This is a genomic window from Sulfurospirillum arsenophilum NBRC 109478, from assembly GCF_000813345.1.
GTDB classification, from domain to species: Bacteria; Campylobacterota; Campylobacteria; order Campylobacterales; family Sulfurospirillaceae; genus Sulfurospirillum; species Sulfurospirillum arsenophilum.
This window is the reverse complement of the sequence record NZ_BBQF01000002.1, coordinates 287231-306294: the sequence shown is the minus strand read 5'-3', so window position 1 is coordinate 306294 and position 19064 is coordinate 287231. Positions and strand designations below refer to the sequence as shown.

The window sequence follows — 19064 nt, the reverse complement described above, 5'->3', positions numbered from 1 at the left end:
TGACCTGTGTGGAAATACTAACAGTATAAAAATAGAATGCTTAATAGTAACTAATATTTTGTTATAATCGCGAATATTTTCGACAATGGAAGCATATTGTAATGGATAAAGTATTTACCAAGCCTATCACTAAACAATTCGAGTTTGACGAGGATGTCGCTGCTGTTTTTGACGACATGCTGGAGCGTTCTATTCCCTTTTATAAAGAGGTAATTGATCTTACATGTAAAACGATTTGTCACCATGTAAAAGAGGGTGCACATATTGTTGATCTTGGTTGTTCAACCGCCAATACTCTTTTAGCGCTGCATAAAATGAGTAACAAAAGCTATCATCTTTTAGGCATTGATAATGCTGAAGCGATGTTACATCTCGCACGCCAAAAAACGCATGCGTATGGAGCTAAGATTGAGCTTGTTTCCGCAGACATTACCCAAGTTGCACTAAGTCTCAAAGATGTCATCATTGCCAATTATATGCTTCAGTTCATTCGTCCCCTTCAACGTGCAGAGTTTGTCGCTAAAATCCATGAAGCACTGAACCCAAATGGTCTTTTTATTTTTAGTGAAAAGATTGTTTTTGAAGACAAAGTACTCAATAAACAGATGATTGATCTTTACTATGACTTTAAGCGTAAGCAAGGTTACAGTGACTTTGAGATTGCGCAGAAAAGAGAAGCGCTGGAGAATGTTTTGATTCCTTATACGGAAGAAGAGAACAAAGCTATGCTAAAAGGTGCTGGATTTGAAAGTATAGAGACTATTTTTAAGTGGGGAAACTTTGCGACCTTTATCGCAAAGAAGAGGGTGTAGAGAAAATTTCTCTACACTAATTATTTAGCATGAAATAGTTTAGGATTTTTGTTTTTGATATACTCAATCACTTCAACAACTTCTTCAAAGCCCATTTCACTGTCTTCATCTTCATCTTCGAAGACTTCATCAAGACCATTAAGGTAAAGATCGATAGCTTTTGGTAAATCTTCTTTTTTAACACCGGCAAAGTAGAGTGCCGCCCCTAGCATATCCGCCAGTTGCATTGCCATCTCTTCAATTTCAATTTCGGCTTTTTCTAACTCTTTTTGGAGTTCTTTTGCTTCCATGATTATCCTTTATTCGCGATGATGCTCATCACTTGTGATTTGATGTTATCATAGATAAAAGCATCTTTGAAGTTGCTGAGAAGTCCACCGCTGGCATTGTGATGACCACCACCATTCGCGATTTGCGCTGCGATCTTACTGACATCCACTTTGCCATTAGATCGTAGGCTAATGGTCTTTTTAGAGGTAATGTCCATAAAGAAATCTAGGTCTGGGTTTGCGGTTAAAAAGTCATTGCCAATGACCGAAACATTACCAATGTTGTAGGTCAAAATACCTTTGTACTCTTTGTAGCTAATTTGCATTTTTTCTCTGTTTTTAGTGAGTAAAATGACATTGTAGGCTGAGACAAGATTGCTTAACGTGTTATTGTTGTTGGTCCTAAAAAACGCTTTTTTGATCTCGTGAATAGCATCATCCAAAGCAATATGTGCATCTTTACATGTAAAGTACTCTTGTGCTTTGGTCAGGATGGAAAAAATGTATTTGCTATTTTCTTCTGGGAACATGATTTTATTGACCTCTTTAGCGCCACTCACGAGTCCCATACACACTTTTCCCAGTTCAAATTCGGGCTCATTTTCAAGCCAAATATCCACAGAGTTGACGACATCTACGTATTGGCTCAATTTCTCATCTTTGCCATACAGTGCGCTGAAAAAGTCATACGTAATTTTGGTAGCACAGCGACTTGAATCTAAAAAATACCATTCAAAAGCGTCTGCACACTCCTGCCCTGTTTTGTGATGATCCAGTACAAACATCATGATCTCTTTGTCACAAATACTCACTTTGGACTCAAACTCTTTGGCTTGATCCATCGTAAGATTAAGGTCTGTAATTAAGATAACATGTTTTTCGGAGCTTGAGGTTTGTATCGTGGCTAAAATTTGATTAAAACATTCGTTGATCTCTTTGCCATAGTTAGAGTTGTAAAAATTAATCGAATCAAAATAATGAGCACTCACCATCTGGCAGCTATAGCCATCTAAATCCGTGTGTGAGAGGTGGTGTAACGTGTAGTTCATAAAAATCCTTAATGCTTAGTGATGTGGTAAATAGGGTATTGTTTTAGAGTTTCTCGATTTCGATCGATCCCATAACTTCAAATTTGGAGCTTGAATCAATCTCTGCATGTGAGAGTACCACGATGTCGAGTCCAAATTTTTCAAAAATGTCAGAAAGAGATTTTCGAAGAAGGGGATCAACGATGATAACCACAGGTGCAACACCTTTGTGCAGAAGTGTTGCTGCTTCGTCGCTACACGCTTTAACAAGGGTGTTAATCTGTCCGATATTCAGAACAAGATCACGTACGCCATCACGCTCTCTGAGTGCATCTAAAAGCTTTTGCTCCGTGCCTGCATTAAACGTAAGGAGTTTTAAAACACCATTGTCATCTTTGTACTGTTTTGTAATCACACGAGAGAGTTTTGCACGTACTTGTTCGACGATAATAGAGACGTTTTTAGTGACTTCTGCGACATCACTGATGGTTTCAACAATGGTAAGAAGATCTTTGATAGGTATCTTCTCATGCAGCAATGCTTTAAGCACTTTTTGAATGAGTCCCACGTTGGAGACTTTGAGACAGTCGTTAACCACAACAGGGTAATCTTTTTGGAGTTTATCAATAAGACTCTGTACTTCTTGGCGTGTGAGAAGCTCTTCGGCATATTTTTTAATCAGTTCGCTTAAGTGGGTTGAAATAACCGTGGCTGGATCAACCGTCGTGTACCCTTTGATAATAGCATCTTCTTTAGCCGCTGCTTCAATCCAAATGGCATCAAGACCAAATGCTGGCTCTTTGGTAGGTATGCCTTGGACTTTATCAATCGTCAAGCCACTGTCCATCGCCATAAATTTATCAGGATAAATTTCACCACTGCCAATCTCAATACCTTTAAGCAAGAGTTGGTAATGGTTTGGACTAAGGTGCAAGTTATCTCGAATACGCACTTGTGGGATCAGATAACCAAAATCAGATGCAATTTTACGACGCATACTTTTGACACGCTCTAACAGATCACCACCTTGTGCAGGATCAGCCAATTTAATGAGTTGGTAGCCCAAATCAAGTTCAAGGATTTCGAGTTTGAGAATGTCATTGAGTGTAGTTTCTTCCTCTTTCCGTAGCTCTTCAGGACTTTTCTTAGGTGCTGTGCTTGCTTGTGCTTTTGTTTCTGCCTCTTGTTTGGCTTTTTGAACCGCTACAGGAGTGGAAGCAAAGAATTTTTGGAATGAAAAACTACCTTCATTGGTCTGTTTAACAAGGTATCCAAGACCTAAAAAGATAAATCCTACAAACATTAAAGAGAGTGTTGGAAGCCCTGGAACAAGCGCAAATAAGACTAAGATGCTTCCTACAATAAGGAGGGTTTTATGTTCACCAAAGAGTTGTTCCATCGCGCCATCGGAGAAACTGACATCGTCTGCTTTGTTTGCACGGGTAATCAAAATACCCGTCGCAGTTGAAGTAATAAGTGCTGGAAGCTGAGAAACCAGACCATCACCAATGGTAAGGATGGTATAAGTTTGCGCACTCACGCCAAGTTCTAGTCCATGTTGAAAAGAACCTATAAGAAAACCACCAATAATGTTAATAATCGTGATGATAATACCCGCAACCGCATCACCTTTAACAAACTTACTCGAACCGTCCATTGCTCCATAGAAGTTCGCCTCTTGGATGATGTCTTCACGTCTTTTTCGCGCTGTTTTTTCATCAATCAAACCAGCATTAAGATCCGCATCAATCGCCATTTGCTTACCAGGCATCGCATCGAGTGTAAAACGTGCCGCAACCTCTGCAACCCTTGTAGAACCTTTGGTAATAACCATAAAGTTAATCAAAACAAGAATCGTAAAGACAACAACACCGATAACATAATTGCCTCCAACCACAAACTGTCCAAAACTAGAGACAATGTCACTGACGGCATCGGGGCCTAGGTGACCGTTGGTAAGAATCATTCTTGTTGTTGCGATGTTTAGCGACAATCTAAAAAGAGTAATGATAAGAATAAGCGTTGGAAAGGTCGAAAGATCCGTCGGTTTAGGGATGTAAAGCGAAATGAGAATAATAAGTACTGAAACGGATAATGATATAACTAAGAAAAAATCGAGTATAGCACTAGGTAGAGGGACAATAATAATCGCCAGAATAGCGACGATAAAAACAACAACAGTAAGATCTTTTGCTTTGACAATTGGTTCTAGGTAGGGAATGACCCTAGATAGAAGCGCATTTTGATTTTTAGCCAATAAACACCCTTAAACTTCGATAATATCTTTAAGTGTCATATTATCCAAAAATAGATCAATTTTCGTTTGAAGCTTATTTAAAATGGGCCAAACACGACAATACGTACCCTTGCCACCAGGGCATTTTTGGGTCGAAGGAGAGCATTCAAAAACCATTGTTTGTTTTTTTTCAGCACACTCAACAATCATTTTAAGGGTTAACTCTTCAGGTTTTTTAGCAAGCATAAAACCGCCATGTGCCCCTTTGAAAGAACTCAAAATATTTTCTTTAGCAAGTGATTGAAGGATTTTGGCCAAAAAACTTTTAGAGATGCCTAGTTGATTTGAGAGTGTATCAACATCTTGTGGAGTGTTCTTTTGAGAAATAATAATCAATGATAGCAGTGCATACTCACTGGCTTTGGTTAATAACATACGCTTTTCCTCAAGATTTCAAGTTAAATAAGATAAATATTGTACTAAATAAACGTTATATTTAGCTTTAATTACGAAGATAATTCCCAAAGGCTGGGCGGACTTGATTTTCTTTTAATATACAATTTTGTTTTTTTTAGCTAAAATTCCAAGCTTTTATTTTAAAAGTAAATTTAAATACCAATCAGGAGGTCATTATGGCTTTAGGTTCGGCGGAAAAACAAGCAATTGTTAGTCAGTTTGGCAGAAAAGAGGGAGACACAGGTTCTCCAGAGGTACAAATCGCGCTTCTTTCAAAAAGAATTGTTGATTTAACAGAACATCTTCAGAGTAATAAAAAAGATCACTCTTCAAGATTAGGACTTCTTAAACTCGTTGGTCAACGTAAACGATTGATGAAATATCTTAAACGTCAAGATTTTGTTACTTACAGCAAAATCATTAAAGAGCTTTCTATTAGAGATAACAAAAAATAGTCAGTACTTTACATGTAGGATGGAATTTCCATCCTACACCTCTTTTTCCTCTTCCTTTTCATCCCTTTTTTTACATGTAACCCAATTTTAATACCTTAACCTTAAGCATATAAATTTCACCATTATTTTTTTTCGTTTCAAAGTCATTTTATATTTATACGTAAAACCGTATAAATATAGTAGTTATATGAGTATAAATATCTAAAATACGTTATTTATACCAAATTATTGTATTAAAAATGTATTAAAACGTTATTTTTTAGATATAATAACTTATAAAAACATCGTATTTATGTATAATTAATTAAGCCTTAGCTAGAATCCTATACATGAAAACAAACGATATTTTTAATCTCCTTCATAATGCTGTTGAGTCAAAGTTTTTTGGCAAGAAGATTTCTCAGCGTGAGATGGCAGATAAATTGGGCGTATCGATGCGAACCTATCAAGATTGGAAACTTGGTAATTCACAACCTCAAGCCGCATCCGCTATTTTTAAAATGCTGGGTGAACTGGAAGAGGGCGATGCCTTGCGTTTAATTCAACGCATAGCACATGAACTAAAGGATGAGAAATGAGTACGTTATCCCAAAATGAAAGACAAGCATTAAATGATATTTTCAGTACTATTACTGAAAAAGAGACCTTCTTCTCCAAGCTCAAAGAGAGTAAAGGTGAGATCAAACACTTTTTAAAACTCCTTTTAATGCGCAATAGAAAACGCCTAAAACACCCCATTCGTTAATCAGCACTTCTTCTTACTAATTCCTTCATCATAAAATTTCTATGCCCTTTTAAAGCACTTTTTACTTTACATGTAAATCTATGCCTATTTTCTTTTTCTATTGCTTGACAATACTACACTCAATGTTGTATAATTTCTTCAGCAATTAAACACGAAGAGTGCTAAAAATGAAAAAACCTTCAAAGCAAGAGTTGATTTTAGATGCGATTATTCAAACCTATCTAAAATCAAAAATGCCTATTGGCTCATCAGAGTTACAGATGAAGATGACACTTGGTATCTCTCCATCGACCATACGCATTTACTTTAAAAAACTCTCCGACGAAGGCTCTTTAGTTCAATTACATGTAAGCGGTGGGCGTGTTCCAACACACAGTGCTTTAGTAGAATATTGGCAAGAGAAGCTTGATCCAACGCATCCTTTAGAGATCAAAAGTATTGATAAAATCAAACGCTCTACACATGAACATAATCTCTTTTGTATTGTCGAAAAGAGTGCTAATATAACGTTTAAAGAGTTGGTAACGGTCCAAAATCGTTTTTTAATTTTAGTATTTGATGGGCATGAAGTCGTTTTGAAGTTTAATGCTAAAGTTGAGCAGTTCTTAGAGCGCCTTGTAGGATGTCAAATGCGTGAACTCAAAGATATTTCAGCGCAAGTGGGACTTTATGAGTTGCATGAAAAACTCTCAGCCATTTTTTCACAAGCACCTATTTTAAGAGAAGGTGAGCGTGAGATGTACTCCATTGCACAAGATCTCCAAAATGATGCGTTTATCCAAAGGTTTCAAACGCTTCATTTTGTAGAATCTATTACTAATGGACTCTATTTTGATGGTTTTGTCCCAAGAGGATGTATGGCGATCAAGCAAAAAGCACAGCTCAAAGATGAAGATGCAACAGTCGATCTTTTCTGTTTTGGACGTATCGAGAGTGATTTTGAAGATTTCTTTAATCAAGTTAAGGAGTAAAACGTGGATGAAAAAATAAAAGAGGAACAGAATATCGCTGATGTTTCAGCTGAAATTGTTCCTGAGTGTTCTGAAAATGATGAAGACGTAGCGTGTGAATGTGAGCAAAAAAGCGAACTTGAAGAACTCCAATCCAAAGTTGCTGAACTTGAAGATAGGTATTTAAGAGCCAATGCTGATTTTGACAATATGAAACGACGTTTGGAAAAAGAGAAAATGCAGGCCATTTCGTATGCACACGAAGTGTTTGCACGCGATCTTTTACCTGTGATTGACTCTTTGGAAATGGCAATTCTTGCAGGAAGCAATGCTGAGATTGAAAGCGGAGAGCTTCTGAGTAAAGTCAAAGAGGGGTTAGGGTTAACCATTGAGCAGTTTAGAAAAGCTTTTGAAAAACATGGTGTTGAACTGGTAGATATTGAAGGAACTTTTGATCCGAATTTCCATGAAGCCGTTATGCAATTAGAGAGTGAAGAAAAAGGTAGTGGTGAGATTTTGCAGGTTTTCCAAAAAGGCTACAAGATCAAAGAACGTATTTTAAGACCAGCAATGGTTAGCATCGTAAAATAAATTAAAGTAAAAGGATAAAAAATGGGAAAAGTTATAGGAATTGATCTAGGAACAACAAACTCATGTGTCTCTGTGTATGAAAGAGGAGAGAGTAAAGTTATCCCTAATAAAGAGGGTAAAAACACGACTCCATCCGTTGTTGCATTTACAGATAAAGAAGAAGTTCTTGTAGGGGATACTGCGAAACGCCAAGCAGTTACAAATCCTAAAAGAACGATTTACTCTATTAAGAGAATTATGGGTCTTATGAGTAATGAAGATAAAGCAAATGAAGCTAAAAAACGTCTTCCATATGCGGTTGTTGATAGAAATGGTGCATGTGCGATTGAAATCGATGGTAAAGTCTATACACCACAAGAGATCAGCGCAAAAGTTTTGATGAAACTTAAAGAAGATGCAGAAGCATACCTTGGTGAAGAAGTAACAGATGCGGTTATTACCGTTCCTGCGTACTTTAACGATAGCCAAAGAAAAGCGACGAAAGAAGCGGGTACAATCGCTGGCTTAAACGTTCTTCGTATTATCAACGAGCCAACGGCTGCGGCACTCTCTTATGGTTTAGACAAAAAAGAGGCTGAAAAAATCGTTGTTTATGACTTGGGTGGTGGAACATTTGACGTTACTGTTCTAGAAACGGGTGATAATGTTGTTGAAGTTCTCTCAACCGGTGGCGATGCATTCTTAGGTGGTGATGACTTCGATAATAGACTCATCGACTGGTTGGTTGCAGAATTTAAAAATGAAAATGGCATCGATCTTAAATCAGACGTTATGGCACTTCAAAGACTTAAAGAAGCGGCTGAAAATGCAAAAAAAGAGCTCTCTTCTTCTAATGAGACAGAGATTAACTTGCCATTTATCACAGCCGATGCAACAGGTCCTAAACACTTGGTTAAAAAACTCACACGTGCAAAATTTGAGTCTATGATTGAGGATTTAGTGGCTCTTACCATCAAAAAAATCAAGGAAGTTGTGAACGATTCAGATCTTAAAAAAAGTGAAATTAAAGAGATCGTTATGGTCGGTGGATCAACACGTGTTCCTTTAGTTCAACAAAAAGTAAAAGAATTTTTTGAGAAAGAGCTTAACAAATCTGTGAACCCTGATGAAGTTGTAGCGATTGGTGCAGCAATTCAAGGCGCGGTTATCAAGGGTGATGTCAAAGATATTCTTCTTTTAGATGTTACTCCTCTAAGCCTTGGTATCGAGACTTTGGGTGGTGTTATGACTAAACTCATTGAAAAAGGCACAACGATCCCTGTTAAAAAATCTCAAGTATTCTCAACAGCGGAAGATAACCAACCAGCGGTTACCATTCATGCGCTTCAAGGGGAGCGTGAGTTTGCTAGAGATAACAAATCACTTGGTCAATTTAACCTTGAGAGCATTCCACCAGCACCTCGTGGTGTTCCACAAATCGAAGTTGCATTTGACATCGATGCAAATGGTATTTTAACTGTATCTGCAAAAGACAAAGCAACTGGTAAAGTTCAAGAGATCAAAATCTCTGGTAGCTCAGGACTTGACGATGCTGAGATCGAGAAAATGGTTAAAGATGCTGAGCTTCACAAAGAAGAAGACAAAAAACGTAAAGAAGCGGTTGATGCTAGAAATCAAGCCGATGCGTTAGCTCACCAAACAGAGAAATCTTTAGGTGAAATGGGCGATGCAATCAGTGCTGAAGAGAAAGCAAAAATCGAAGCAGAGCTTAAAGCCCTTAAAGAAGTTCTTGCAAACGAGAGTGCGACAAAAGAGCAAATCGATGCAAAAGTAAAATCTTTAAGCGAAGCGAGCCACAAACTTGCTGAAGCAATGTATAAAAAAGATCAAGGTGAAGCAGGTGCAGCTGGCGGTGAGAAACCAAAAGCTAAAAAAGATGACGATGTCATCGACGCTGAAGTAGAATAACAACCTCTTTTTTACTATCCTAGCCGTATTTTCACATAAGCGAATACGGCTAGGAGAAGCTCTTTGCTTTCATTTTTCTCCTAAAAACAAATAATCCTATTTATTTCACTTTGACGTGGTACAATATACACAATCAAAAAAATATTCGTTTGCTAAGCATACAAAGTGAAGGTGTTGTATTATGGGTAAAGTTGTAAAAATATTTTTAAATCAAGGTTTTACACCCGTTGACAAGAGTCTTTTTAGGCGTGGGACGTGCTTGGATTTTGACTGTTACATTCAACGATTTAATGGGTTTGTCATTTTACTTGAGAGTGGCACTATTTTAGACGATGAAATCTTCACTAAGCTCATCAAACGTGATTTACAAATTTATGTGGAAAATAAGAGCTATAGCGCGTATAAACAGTACCGAGAGGAAAGTCTTGCTAAGACCTATAATCTATCGGATGATGATGATTTTATGAGCTTTGAAGAGGCAGTGAAAAATTGTATCAATATTTACCAAATTGTAATGCGCACGGATGACATGACTGGAAAGTTAAAAGCTATTTACATCAATGCAAAATACCTTTTTGATGCGTGGATTAGGCGTAAAGAAGATAAACATATCCCCATTGAAGCGATTGATATCCTTGTAGAAGAACTGGTTTGCGTTGTCAATCAAGAGCGTATCACACTTTCAAAGATCAATGATTTTTTAGATGAAAAAGATTCTCTCTCAGCACATCTTGTTAAGGTTGCTTTTTTCTCGGCCATTATTGGAAGCCAAATAGGCATTGATATGTCGGATCAGAAAAAATTGGTTTTAGGTGCCATGTTACATGATGTTGGAAAGTGCGAATGGGATGAAATGCTACTGAATAAACCTGATTTTTTGGATGAAGAAGAAATGAAAATTGTTCAAACACATTCAGAAGCGAGTGTTAATTTAGTCAAGCGTAGTGGTTTAAAAGAGAGAGTCGTGATTAATGCGATTAAAGAGCATCATGAAAGACTTGATGGCAGTGGTTATCCTATTGGGCTTCAAAACTCAAGAATCAGTAAATTTGCTAAAATTATTGCTATTTGTGATATGTTCGATGCTCTTATTACGATAAAGCCTTACAGAGGTGCTTATAGCACCTATAACGCTTTATCCATGATTCGAGGTGAAGCTACAACGAGACTTGATGCTGATTATATTAAGCTTTTAATTCAGCATTTAAGGTAACGTAAACGCTTTACATGTAAAGCTTATCCACTGATGTTACGCAGTTTGCGTAACGGTATCTTAAACAATGAGTAAAACCCCATTGCTTAAGCTCAAGGATAGATCCCCGACACCTCCTAAAGCTTCATAAAACTTGTTTTATGAGAAACAAAAAGTGTGTAACATCAGTTATCCATTCAAATGTGAAAGATTTTCACTTGGCAAGCTTTTTTCCATAATTTCTATCTCTTCTTCCCCTGAGCGTACGACGTTATCATCTGTTGTAAGATGCCTTTTTTTGATTTTTTCAGGGTACTCGACATTTTGTAAAATGTATCGAATTGTGTTAATTCTTGCTTTTTTCTTATCATCAGAGAGAATAATCGTCCACGGGCATTTAGGATTGTTTGAGGCTAAAAGCATAGAATACTTGGCAACCGTATATTGATCCCACAATTCTTGTGATTTTTCATCTACAGGAGAGAGTTTAAACTGTTTAAGTGGGTCTGTTTTACGCTCTTTAAAGCGTTTTGCTTGCTCTTCTTTGCTCACCGAAAAATAAAATTTGAAAAAGATAATGCCTGCATTGGCGAGCATCGTTTCAAATTTGGAGACTTCGCGCAAAAATTCCTTGTGTTCTTCTTGGGTACAAAAGCCCATAACAGGCTCAACACCCGCACGGTTGTACCATGATCTATCAAAGAGAACAATCTCCCCAGCAGAAGGTAAGTGTTCTGTATAACGCTGAAAGTACCACTGAGAGCGTTCGGTATCGGAAGGCTTCGAAAGAGCTACAATTCTAGCACCCCTAGGGTTCAAGTGTTCGGTAATGCGCTTGATGGTTCCCCCTTTTCCCGCAGCATCACGACCTTCGATGATAATGAGCACTTTAAGCCCTTTATCTTTAACATGGTTTTGAAATTTAAGCAGTTCTATTTGGAGTCTTTTGAGGTCTTTTTCATATTTAAGTTCGCTTTTTTTGACCCAGATTTGGACTTTATCATCTTTCTCTTTTGTCGATTCTTTTGCGATTACTAACTCTTCATTTTGGAGTACTATTTTTTCTTTTTTCTTTTTGCCCATACTTTACTCCTGTCTTTACATGTAATGCTCTAATAATACTCTTAAAATCGTTGTAATTTAAAAAACATTTAGACTTCTTCGCTACAATAGAAAATTATTTTAAAAAAGGTGTTTGTGTGCAACATATTCTACGATATTCTGCCGTATTCTTTTTACTAATGGTCTCTCTTTTTGGTGCTGACAGGCCAAAGCTCTTAACGCCCGAAGAGGCTTTTAAAATCACAGCAACACACAACATTCAAGGTGTAATTATCAGTGTTGTTTTGGGGGAGGGCATCTACTTGTATGATGATAAAATTGCATTAGAGCTTATAAAGCCTAAAGCAGTTGACATCTCAGCAATGGTTGAAAAACCTAAACCTGAATATTTTCATGACACCATGACACAACGCAAGCCTTTTGAACTTTTTGTACCGCAAAGTTTACTGGAAAATGAGGTTAACAAGGGAAGTTTTACACTTAAATTCTCTTATCAAGGCTGTTCGGAACTTGGTATTTGTTATCAGCCGATGAGCAAAGAGTTTACTTTTAAACTCAAAGGTGGCAGTACACAGAGTAGTGCTTCTTTATCCGAGCAAGATAGCATTGCTGAGCGTTTTCTGAGTGAAAATGTAGCTTTAGTCCTTCTGAGCTTTTTTGGCTTTGGTCTTTTACTCTCTTTAACGCCCTGCGTTTTCCCGATGATTCCCATTCTCTCTTCTATCATTGTCTCACAACCAACTGTTTCCATGAATGCGAAAAAAGGGTTTTGGCTCTCTTTAGTTTATGTACTTGCGATGTCGCTAGCCTATACCATAGCAGGTGTTCTTGCTGCACTCTTTGGTGCTAATTTGCAAGCTTCCATGCAAAATCCGTGGGTCATTGGTGTCTTTAGTGCTATTTTTGTTTTATTGGCGCTTTCAATGTTTGGTTTTTACGAGATCAAGATGCCTTCTTTTATTCAAAATAGAGTTAATAAAAAAACAGGAGAAGCACAAACGCAAGGTGTATTTGGCATTGCGGTTATGGGCTTTTTATCGGCGCTTATTGTTGGTCCATGTGTTGCGGCTCCACTTGCGGGCGCGCTCATGTACATCTCTCAAAGTGGAGATGCACTCTTAGGTGGGAGTGCTCTGTTTGTCATGAGCCTTGGTATGGGAGCACCCCTTCTTCTCATTGGTACAACAGCAGGTCGTTATATGCCTCGCCCTGGAATGTGGATGCAAAACATCACAGCTTTTTTTGGCGTGATGCTTTTAGGGGTTGCCATTTGGATGCTTTCACGTATCATTCCAAGTTTTGTGAGTATGGCTTTGTGGGCAGTGCTTATCATCAGTAGTTCCATCTATTTTGGGGCGTTAGAGTCTTTTCGTGAGCATACCAAAGGGTGGCAAAAAGTACTTAAAAGCCTTTTATTTATGGCACTTGTGTATGGTGTAGCACTTTTAGTAGGCTTTTTAAGTGGCGCAACCAATCCCCTAGCCCCTTTTGAGAAGTTTACGCTTAAAGAGAATGTGGCAGTTTTTGCTTCATCGACAACATTTAATAAGATCAAAAATATAGATGAGCTCAATCTTGCGTTGAAAAATGCACAAAAGCCTGTTATGTTGGACTTTTATGCAGACTGGTGTGTGAATTGTGTGGAGTTTGAACAATTTACTTTTAGCGATGCTAGAGTGAAAGCAAAGCTTGAAAAATTCACGCTTTTAAAAGCCGATGTTACGAAAAATAGTGATGAAGATAAAGCGCTTCAAAAAGCCTTTAATATCTATGGACCTCCTGCCATTTTGTTTTTTAAAGAGGGAAAAGAGATTTCAGCGTTACGTTTGGTTGGCTTTAAAAATGCCGATGAGTTTTTAATACATTTAGAAAAATTAGGACTGTAAATGAAAGTTGTGTTGATTGTAGAAGTTGAAGGGTTAAAAGACCAAACGGTATTTGAAAAACACCTCAAAAAAGAGGGCATAACGCCGATAGAAGGTGAAACGTTTGCATATGAGGGCGACACCACAACGCATATGTTTAGCACTCGTACGTTTATCTTAGAAGTGGTCACAAAAGGGCTTAAAAAATCAGGTTTTGAGTCGTGTAAAATTATCTTTCAAGTGGGCGAAAATCCAATGGAAGCGTATCTTTTCAATCACGAAAATGATACATTTGAGGCAGTAGCGGTCTAAAATGTAAAGAGAGCTTCATGGCTCTCTTTGTTTTGTTTATTTAAAAAATGCGAGTGCTCGCTCTAAATCTTCTTTGGTATCGATTCCAAAACTTTGACTCTCCACTTCCACCATTGCAATTTTATACCCATGGTAAATGGCTCGCAGTTGCTCTAATTTTTCAATATGCTCGATGGGTGCGTAAGAAAGGGCACAAAAGGTTTCAAGCGATTTTTTACGGAATGCGTAGATGCCTAAATGTCCAAAATAGCCTTCAAATCCACCTTCACGATCATACGGAATGGCACTTCTGGAAAAATAGATAGCATTGCCAAGTGTGTCTAAAATGACTTTGACAAGGTTTGGATCTTTTACATGTAAAAGATCGATCTTTTTACATGCACTGGTAATCATAGCATCGGTACTTTTGGCACACTCAATCACACTTTTCACTACAGCTTCTTCAATGAACGGCTCATCAGCTTGCACATTGACAATGATCTCATTCTCAGGAAGAGCTAGTTTTGCTGCTGCTTCATTAATGCGATCCGTTCCGCTTTGATGCTCTTGAGACGTGAGAATCGCTTTAAAACCATAACCTTTTGCCAGAGTCACGACTTCTTCAGTATCAGCGGCAATAGCAACGTCATCAAGGTTTTGCACGCGTTTGGCTGTTGCAATGACCATAGGTAGCCCATTGATGTTAGCCAAGATTTTATTGGGAAAGCGTGTAGAAGCAAGGCGGGCAGGGATAATAATCATTGACGTGCCTTATTTAAAAAGTCAAAAATCTCTGCTTCAATGTTTTCTTTTGCGACAACTTTATCGTGAATAACAGGCTCGTTAAAGAGAGTGCTGATGCAGTTTGGAATCTTTACATGTAAAGATTTGACAATACCTTCAAGTGCTTCTTTATCACTGTATTTGACACTGTTTTGATTGATAGCATTGAGCATGGTTGGGGCAAATTTCGTCCATTCTGCAGTAGAACAAAGAACACACGGAAGTGGTTTTGCTTTAAGCTCTTTATACGCTTTAAGACACGTTGCGGTATGCGGATCCATCACATAGCCTTTGGCAGCATAGTGGCGAATTTGCTCTTTACCAAACGTATCATCACAGTAAACTGCTTCAAAATCATTTTGTAAACTTGCTAGTTCTTCTTTATTTAACGTATAAAGTTTATTCTCTTTGAGTGCTTCCATAAGCTCTTTAGTGCGCGCTGCACCAAATTTATCGAACAAGACACGTTCGACATTAGATGAGATCAAAATATCCATTGCCGGGGAAGTTGTTTGTAAAAGCGTTCTGTTTCGTAGGTCGTAAATACCTGTGCTAATCAGATCGGTTAAAATGTTATTGATGTTAGACGCTATGAGAATTTTCTCAATTGGAAGCCCCATCTTTTTTGCATAATACGCACCCAAAGCATTACCAAAGTTACCGCTAGGAATGATTGTGTAAAAAGGCTTTCCAAGTGCTACTTTGCCTTGTTTTAACAGCGCAATATAGGCATAAATGTGATAGATGATTTGGAAAATGATACGTCCAAAATTCACCGAGTTTGCTGCACTGAGTTTAATGTCTTTTGCACTAAGTGCTTCTTTGAAACTAGGTGATGCAAGCAGGGTTTTGAGAGCATTTTGAGCATCATCAAAGTTGCCATGAATACCAATAATTTTAAGATTTGGACTTTTTTGCGTTGTCATTTGAAGGCGTTGAACATCACTCGTTCCACCATCAGGATAAAGGCACACGACGTTGATGTTTGGCTTGTTGGCAAAGGTATCAAGCGTTGCTGGACCTGTGTCGCCACTGGTTGCTGCCAAAATGAGGTATTGTTCATCGAGCTTTTGAGCAAGATGGGAAAGAATGTAGCCAAAAGGTTGCAAAGCCATATCTTTAAAGGCACGCGTCGGGCCATGATAAAGTTCATTGACAAAAAGATCTTCTTCGATTTGCGTCAGTGGTGTAGGTTCATTCGCATCATCAAATGCATCATACAATGCAACCGCTTTTTGCATGACTTCTTCTTCAATATCAATGTTGAAGAGTCTTAAAATATCAAGCGTGATCTCTTTGTAGCTCTTTTTTGAAGCCTTTTCCAAAAATGCTGTATCAATTTTAGGTAAGTTCTCAGGCACATAAAGTCCGCCAAAACTTGCACTTGGATTTAAAATAGCAAATGAAAAGGGAACTTTATTTGGTTTAATACCATCATTTCCACGAGTTTCGATAAACATAATAGTCCTTATTCTTTAATAATTGTGCCAATACCATTTTTGGTAAAGAGCTCTAAGAGGATAGAGTGTTCAACTCTGCCATCAATAATGTGAGCGCATTCAACACCACCTCTGATGGTTTCTAAGCAAGCGTCAAGTTTTGGGATCATTCCACCACTGATGGTGCCATCTTTTTTAAGGGCTTTGATTTTTGTTTTATCAAGGCTTGAAATAAGATTGCCTTCTTTATCAAGAACACCAGGAGTGTCTGTGAGAAAAATTATTTTTTTGGCTTTCAACGCTACGGCAATTTTACTGGCGGCAAGATCCGCATTGATGTTATACCCTGGATGATCAACTGTATCACCTGCTGCAATAGGGGCAATAACAGGGATAAATTTCTCACGGATAAGGTGTTTGAGTACTTTTTTATCAATTTTGGTAATATCACCTACTAAACCGTATTTGCCATTGTCCATGGGTTTGGCATGCATAAAGTTTGCATCTTTGCCTGTAATTCCAATGGCTTTTGCTCCATGATGGTTTAAAAGGGTTGTTATCTCTTTATTAATACTTCCGCTTAGAACCATCTCAACGACTTCCATGACTTGTTCATCTGTAACGCGAAGTCCGTCAACGAAGGTACTTTTGACTTCTAATTTATCAAGAAGAGAGTTGATTTTTTTGCCGCCGCCATGGACAATAACAGGCTTAATTCCTACAAGATAGAGCAGAACAATATCTTTTGCAAATTGTTCTTTAAGCGCGGGATTGATTTGTGCAGCTCCGCCGTATTTGATAACAATGGTTTTTTTGCTAAATTGTTTAATGTACGGCAATGCGTCCATCAAGATTTGTGCTTGTTGTATTTTGTGTTGCACAGCAAATCCTTCTGTAAAGGTTAAAGCCTTATTTTAGCGTTTAGGAGCTAAAAGTGCGTTGATTTTTGTTTTGGTTTCGGAGAAGATTTCGACTTCAAGCTTGAGAATGGAGAGGGGGATATCAAACGTAGACATTTTCACAGCATCTTTTTGAGTTGTTAAAATGCTTGTTGCATTATGTTCACGAAGTAATGCTTCTAGCTCTTTTTCATTGTACATGTAATGATCTTCATACGTCACTTTTGCGATAACATTGTCTGGTAAATAGGCATCTAGTCTACTAGGTTTTGAGATGGCTGTCACTAAAAGCATTTTTTCTGTTGGATTGAAAACTTCTACATGGCGCACAAAATCATGTCCCTCTGAAATGACTAGATCAGCATATTTGTATAGAAAGCGAGGTTCTCTATAAGGACCACTAGGAAGACAAAAGCTGTTTTGTGGCTCAGGATTTGGTTTGACTAAAATATCGATTTTTTCAATATAGCTTTTAGAAAAACCATCATCTAAAAAGATGATTTTAGCACCTCGTTTTTTAGCAAAGCGAATTGCTTCGACACGATCTTCACTGACAATAACTGTCGAATCAGGTAATGATTTGGCATAGAGCATTGCCTCATCACCACTGGCCATTGCATCACACATAATTTTTCCATTATCAGAGACTAAAATAAGTCCATGTGATTTTCTTCCATAGCCTCGAAGAACAATGGCTATATTGGAGTGTTCTTTGGCTAAAGCAATGCAAAAAGGTGTTTTACCATTACCGCCAACCGTCAAGTTTCCAATGCTCACAATAGGTATGGTAAAAAAGAGTTTTTTTTGTCTGCCTCTGAATCGTTTGTACAAAACAATCGTGCAATAAATAGCACTCAAGGGGAGGAGAAGGTACGATAAAAACCGTTGAAAGAAAGAAGTTGGGTAGAAGAGATAGGCTTCTACCCACAATATAAAACGTGATCGATTAAACACGATTTTTAGCAATCTCTTTAATCTGTTCACAAATATGCAGAACATCTTTGTCACTTAGGCTTGAATAGATTGGAAGGGATAAAATTTGTTGGTAATTACTAAGCGCTTTTGGAAAGTCATTAACACGTAAATTGTACTTGTGCTTGTAGTAGCTTAAAAGATGGATTGGAATATAGTGAAGACCTGTATAGATACCACGCTCTTTCAGCTCTTTTGCAAAATTATCTCTGTTTTTATCAATTTTGATAATGTATTGTGCATACGTATGGTCGCGCTTTTTAATAGGTGTCGAAACGTGAGGACACGAAGCGAGCTCACGGTTATAGATGTCTGCAATTTCAAGTCTTCGCTCAATAAAGCTCTCATTTTTTTCGAGTTGACCGATGGCAAAAGCGGCATTTAGCTCATTAAGATCGTATTTAAGTCCTATATCAACAACATCGTAAACATAACCGAGGTTACCGAATTTATCCCAACCTTCACCTACAAGTGCATGGTTGCGAAGCAGGCGTGCACGGGCTGATAATTCAGGGTCTTTGGTGGTCATCATACCAGCACTCGATACGGAGTTATTGGATTGTGGATTAAAACGAAAAACGGTAATGTCTGCTTCAAGTGAACCAATTTTTTTACCATTATACGTAGCACCAAGGGCAGCTGTTGCATCTTCTACAATTTTGATGTCATACTGTTTCGCAAGTTCATAAATGCGAGCCATATCCGCAGGTTGTCCCGCTATGTGACTGATAAATGCACCTTTGAGCTTTTTAGCTTTATTGTTTTTCAAAACACTTTCTAATTGATCAATATCGATATTAAAATCATCTTTGTCAATATCTACAAAAATAGGCTCAGCATCAAAATGACGAACGACTTCGGCAACAGAAGGAAATGCGTTAACAGAGCAGATGATTTTATCGCCACGTTTAAGATCTAACGCACACATCGCAAGATGCATAGCCGCTGTTCCATTAACCGTTGAAATGGCATCGCCACATCCCGTGTATTTTACAAATTCTTTTTCAAGTATTTCAACTTTATTTGCTTTTTCCAAATCCAAAACTTCATTGATAAGGCTCTTTTCTCTTTGGTCGATAAATGGTTTATAAAATGGTATTTCTTTCATGTT

20 protein-coding genes are annotated in these 19064 nt (G+C 37.8%); 10 read left to right on the top strand and 10 right to left on the bottom strand.

Annotated elements, in window-relative coordinates; translation table 11 throughout:
• Positions 1-101: 101 nt before the first annotated feature.
• Positions 102-812 (top strand): carboxy-S-adenosyl-L-methionine synthase CmoA, encoded by a 711-nt coding sequence (gene cmoA, locus SAR02S_RS05900; RefSeq protein WP_041957814.1) that lies wholly within the window; start codon positions 102-104, stop codon positions 810-812.
• Between the two features lie 20 nt (positions 813-832).
• Here the strand turns inward: cmoA and SAR02S_RS05895 are convergent, their stop codons facing one another.
• Genes SAR02S_RS05895 through SAR02S_RS05880 form a run of 4 tightly spaced genes read right to left on the bottom strand, consistent with a single transcriptional unit; the run spans position 833 to position 4780 of the window.
• Positions 833-1102: a hypothetical protein gene (locus SAR02S_RS05895; protein ID WP_041957813.1), complete on the bottom strand. Its 270-nt coding sequence runs from the start codon at positions 1100-1102 to the stop codon at positions 833-835.
• A gap of 2 nt (positions 1103-1104) precedes the next feature.
• Entirely contained in the window at positions 1105-2130 is a 1026-nt protein-coding gene (locus SAR02S_RS05890) for a DHH family phosphoesterase (RefSeq protein ID WP_041957811.1), read from the bottom strand.
• Positions 2131-2173: 43 nt separating this feature from the next.
• Positions 2174-4366: a flagellar biosynthesis protein FlhA gene (flhA, locus tag SAR02S_RS05885; RefSeq protein WP_041957809.1), complete on the bottom strand. Its 2193-nt coding sequence runs from the start codon at positions 4364-4366 to the stop codon at positions 2174-2176.
• A 9-nt stretch (positions 4367-4375) separates the two neighbouring features.
• Positions 4376-4780 (bottom strand): RrF2 family transcriptional regulator, encoded by a 405-nt coding sequence (locus tag SAR02S_RS05880; protein ID WP_041957807.1) that lies wholly within the window; start codon positions 4778-4780, stop codon positions 4376-4378.
• Between the two features lie 197 nt (positions 4781-4977).
• Here SAR02S_RS05880 and rpsO point away from each other — a divergent pair, with 197 nt between their 5' ends.
• From rpsO to SAR02S_RS13195, 7 genes are all read left to right on the top strand, one after another.
• Positions 4978-5256, top strand: coding sequence for a 30S ribosomal protein S15 (gene rpsO, locus SAR02S_RS05875; protein WP_041957806.1), 279 nt, complete (start codon positions 4978-4980; stop codon positions 5254-5256).
• Between the two features lie 329 nt (positions 5257-5585).
• Positions 5586-5834 carry a helix-turn-helix domain-containing protein gene (locus tag SAR02S_RS05870; protein WP_041957805.1) on the top strand — a complete coding sequence of 83 codons (249 nt, stop codon included), beginning with the start codon at positions 5586-5588 and terminating at the stop codon, positions 5832-5834.
• Positions 5831-6001, top strand: a complete 171-nt coding sequence (locus tag SAR02S_RS13495) for a hypothetical protein (RefSeq protein ID WP_198133087.1) — start codon at positions 5831-5833, stop codon at positions 5999-6001. Before SAR02S_RS05870 ends, SAR02S_RS13495 begins: the two co-directional genes overlap by 4 nt.
• Before the next feature lie 167 nt (positions 6002-6168).
• Positions 6169-6972 carry an HrcA family transcriptional regulator gene (locus SAR02S_RS05865; RefSeq protein ID WP_041957803.1) on the top strand — a complete coding sequence of 268 codons (804 nt, stop codon included), beginning with the start codon at positions 6169-6171 and terminating at the stop codon, positions 6970-6972.
• A gap of 3 nt (positions 6973-6975) precedes the next feature.
• Positions 6976-7542, top strand: coding sequence for a nucleotide exchange factor GrpE (grpE, locus tag SAR02S_RS05860; protein WP_084218458.1), 567 nt, complete (start codon positions 6976-6978; stop codon positions 7540-7542).
• A 21-nt stretch (positions 7543-7563) separates the two neighbouring features.
• Positions 7564-9450, top strand: coding sequence for a molecular chaperone DnaK (gene dnaK, locus SAR02S_RS05855; protein WP_041957802.1), 1887 nt, complete (start codon positions 7564-7566; stop codon positions 9448-9450).
• Between the two features lie 181 nt (positions 9451-9631).
• Positions 9632-10663 carry an HD-GYP domain-containing protein gene (locus tag SAR02S_RS13195; protein WP_052433547.1) on the top strand — a complete coding sequence of 344 codons (1032 nt, stop codon included), beginning with the start codon at positions 9632-9634 and terminating at the stop codon, positions 10661-10663.
• Positions 10664-10831: 168 nt separating this feature from the next.
• Here the strand turns inward: SAR02S_RS13195 and ppk2 are convergent, their stop codons facing one another.
• Positions 10832-11725: a polyphosphate kinase 2 gene (gene ppk2 / locus SAR02S_RS05845; RefSeq protein WP_084218457.1), complete on the bottom strand. Its 894-nt coding sequence runs from the start codon at positions 11723-11725 to the stop codon at positions 10832-10834.
• A 116-nt stretch (positions 11726-11841) separates the two neighbouring features.
• Here ppk2 and dsbD point away from each other — a divergent pair, with 116 nt between their 5' ends.
• Together dsbD and SAR02S_RS05835 are read left to right on the top strand one after the other, a co-directional pair.
• Positions 11842-13590 carry a protein-disulfide reductase DsbD gene (dsbD, locus tag SAR02S_RS05840; protein ID WP_052433546.1) on the top strand — a complete coding sequence of 583 codons (1749 nt, stop codon included), beginning with the start codon at positions 11842-11844 and terminating at the stop codon, positions 13588-13590.
• On the top strand, positions 13591-13881 hold the full coding sequence (locus SAR02S_RS05835; protein ID WP_041957800.1) for a hypothetical protein: 291 nt from the start codon (positions 13591-13593) through the stop codon (positions 13879-13881).
• Positions 13882-13917: 36 nt separating this feature from the next.
• Here the strand turns inward: SAR02S_RS05835 and kdsB are convergent, their stop codons facing one another.
• From kdsB to SAR02S_RS05810, 5 genes are read right to left on the bottom strand one after another with little or no spacing between them, the layout of a single operon-like run.
• Entirely contained in the window at positions 13918-14622 is a 705-nt protein-coding gene (kdsB, locus tag SAR02S_RS05830; protein ID WP_041957799.1) for a 3-deoxy-manno-octulosonate cytidylyltransferase, read from the bottom strand.
• A complete protein-coding gene (gene thrC, locus SAR02S_RS05825) occupies positions 14619-16106 on the bottom strand; it encodes a threonine synthase (RefSeq protein ID WP_041957798.1) in 1488 nt (495 codons plus the stop codon). Before thrC ends, kdsB begins: the two co-directional genes overlap by 4 nt.
• Before the next feature lie 5 nt (positions 16107-16111).
• On the bottom strand, positions 16112-16963 hold the full coding sequence (argB, locus tag SAR02S_RS05820) for an acetylglutamate kinase (RefSeq protein ID WP_041957796.1): 852 nt from the start codon (positions 16961-16963) through the stop codon (positions 16112-16114).
• 33 nt (positions 16964-16996) lie between these two features.
• Positions 16997-17935, bottom strand: coding sequence for a tetraacyldisaccharide 4'-kinase (locus tag SAR02S_RS05815; protein ID WP_232293997.1), 939 nt, complete (start codon positions 17933-17935; stop codon positions 16997-16999).
• Positions 17928-19061 (bottom strand): DegT/DnrJ/EryC1/StrS family aminotransferase, encoded by a 1134-nt coding sequence (locus SAR02S_RS05810; RefSeq protein WP_041957792.1) that lies wholly within the window; start codon positions 19059-19061, stop codon positions 17928-17930. Before SAR02S_RS05810 ends, SAR02S_RS05815 begins: the two co-directional genes overlap by 8 nt.
• Between the last annotated feature and the right edge of the window lie 3 nt (positions 19062-19064).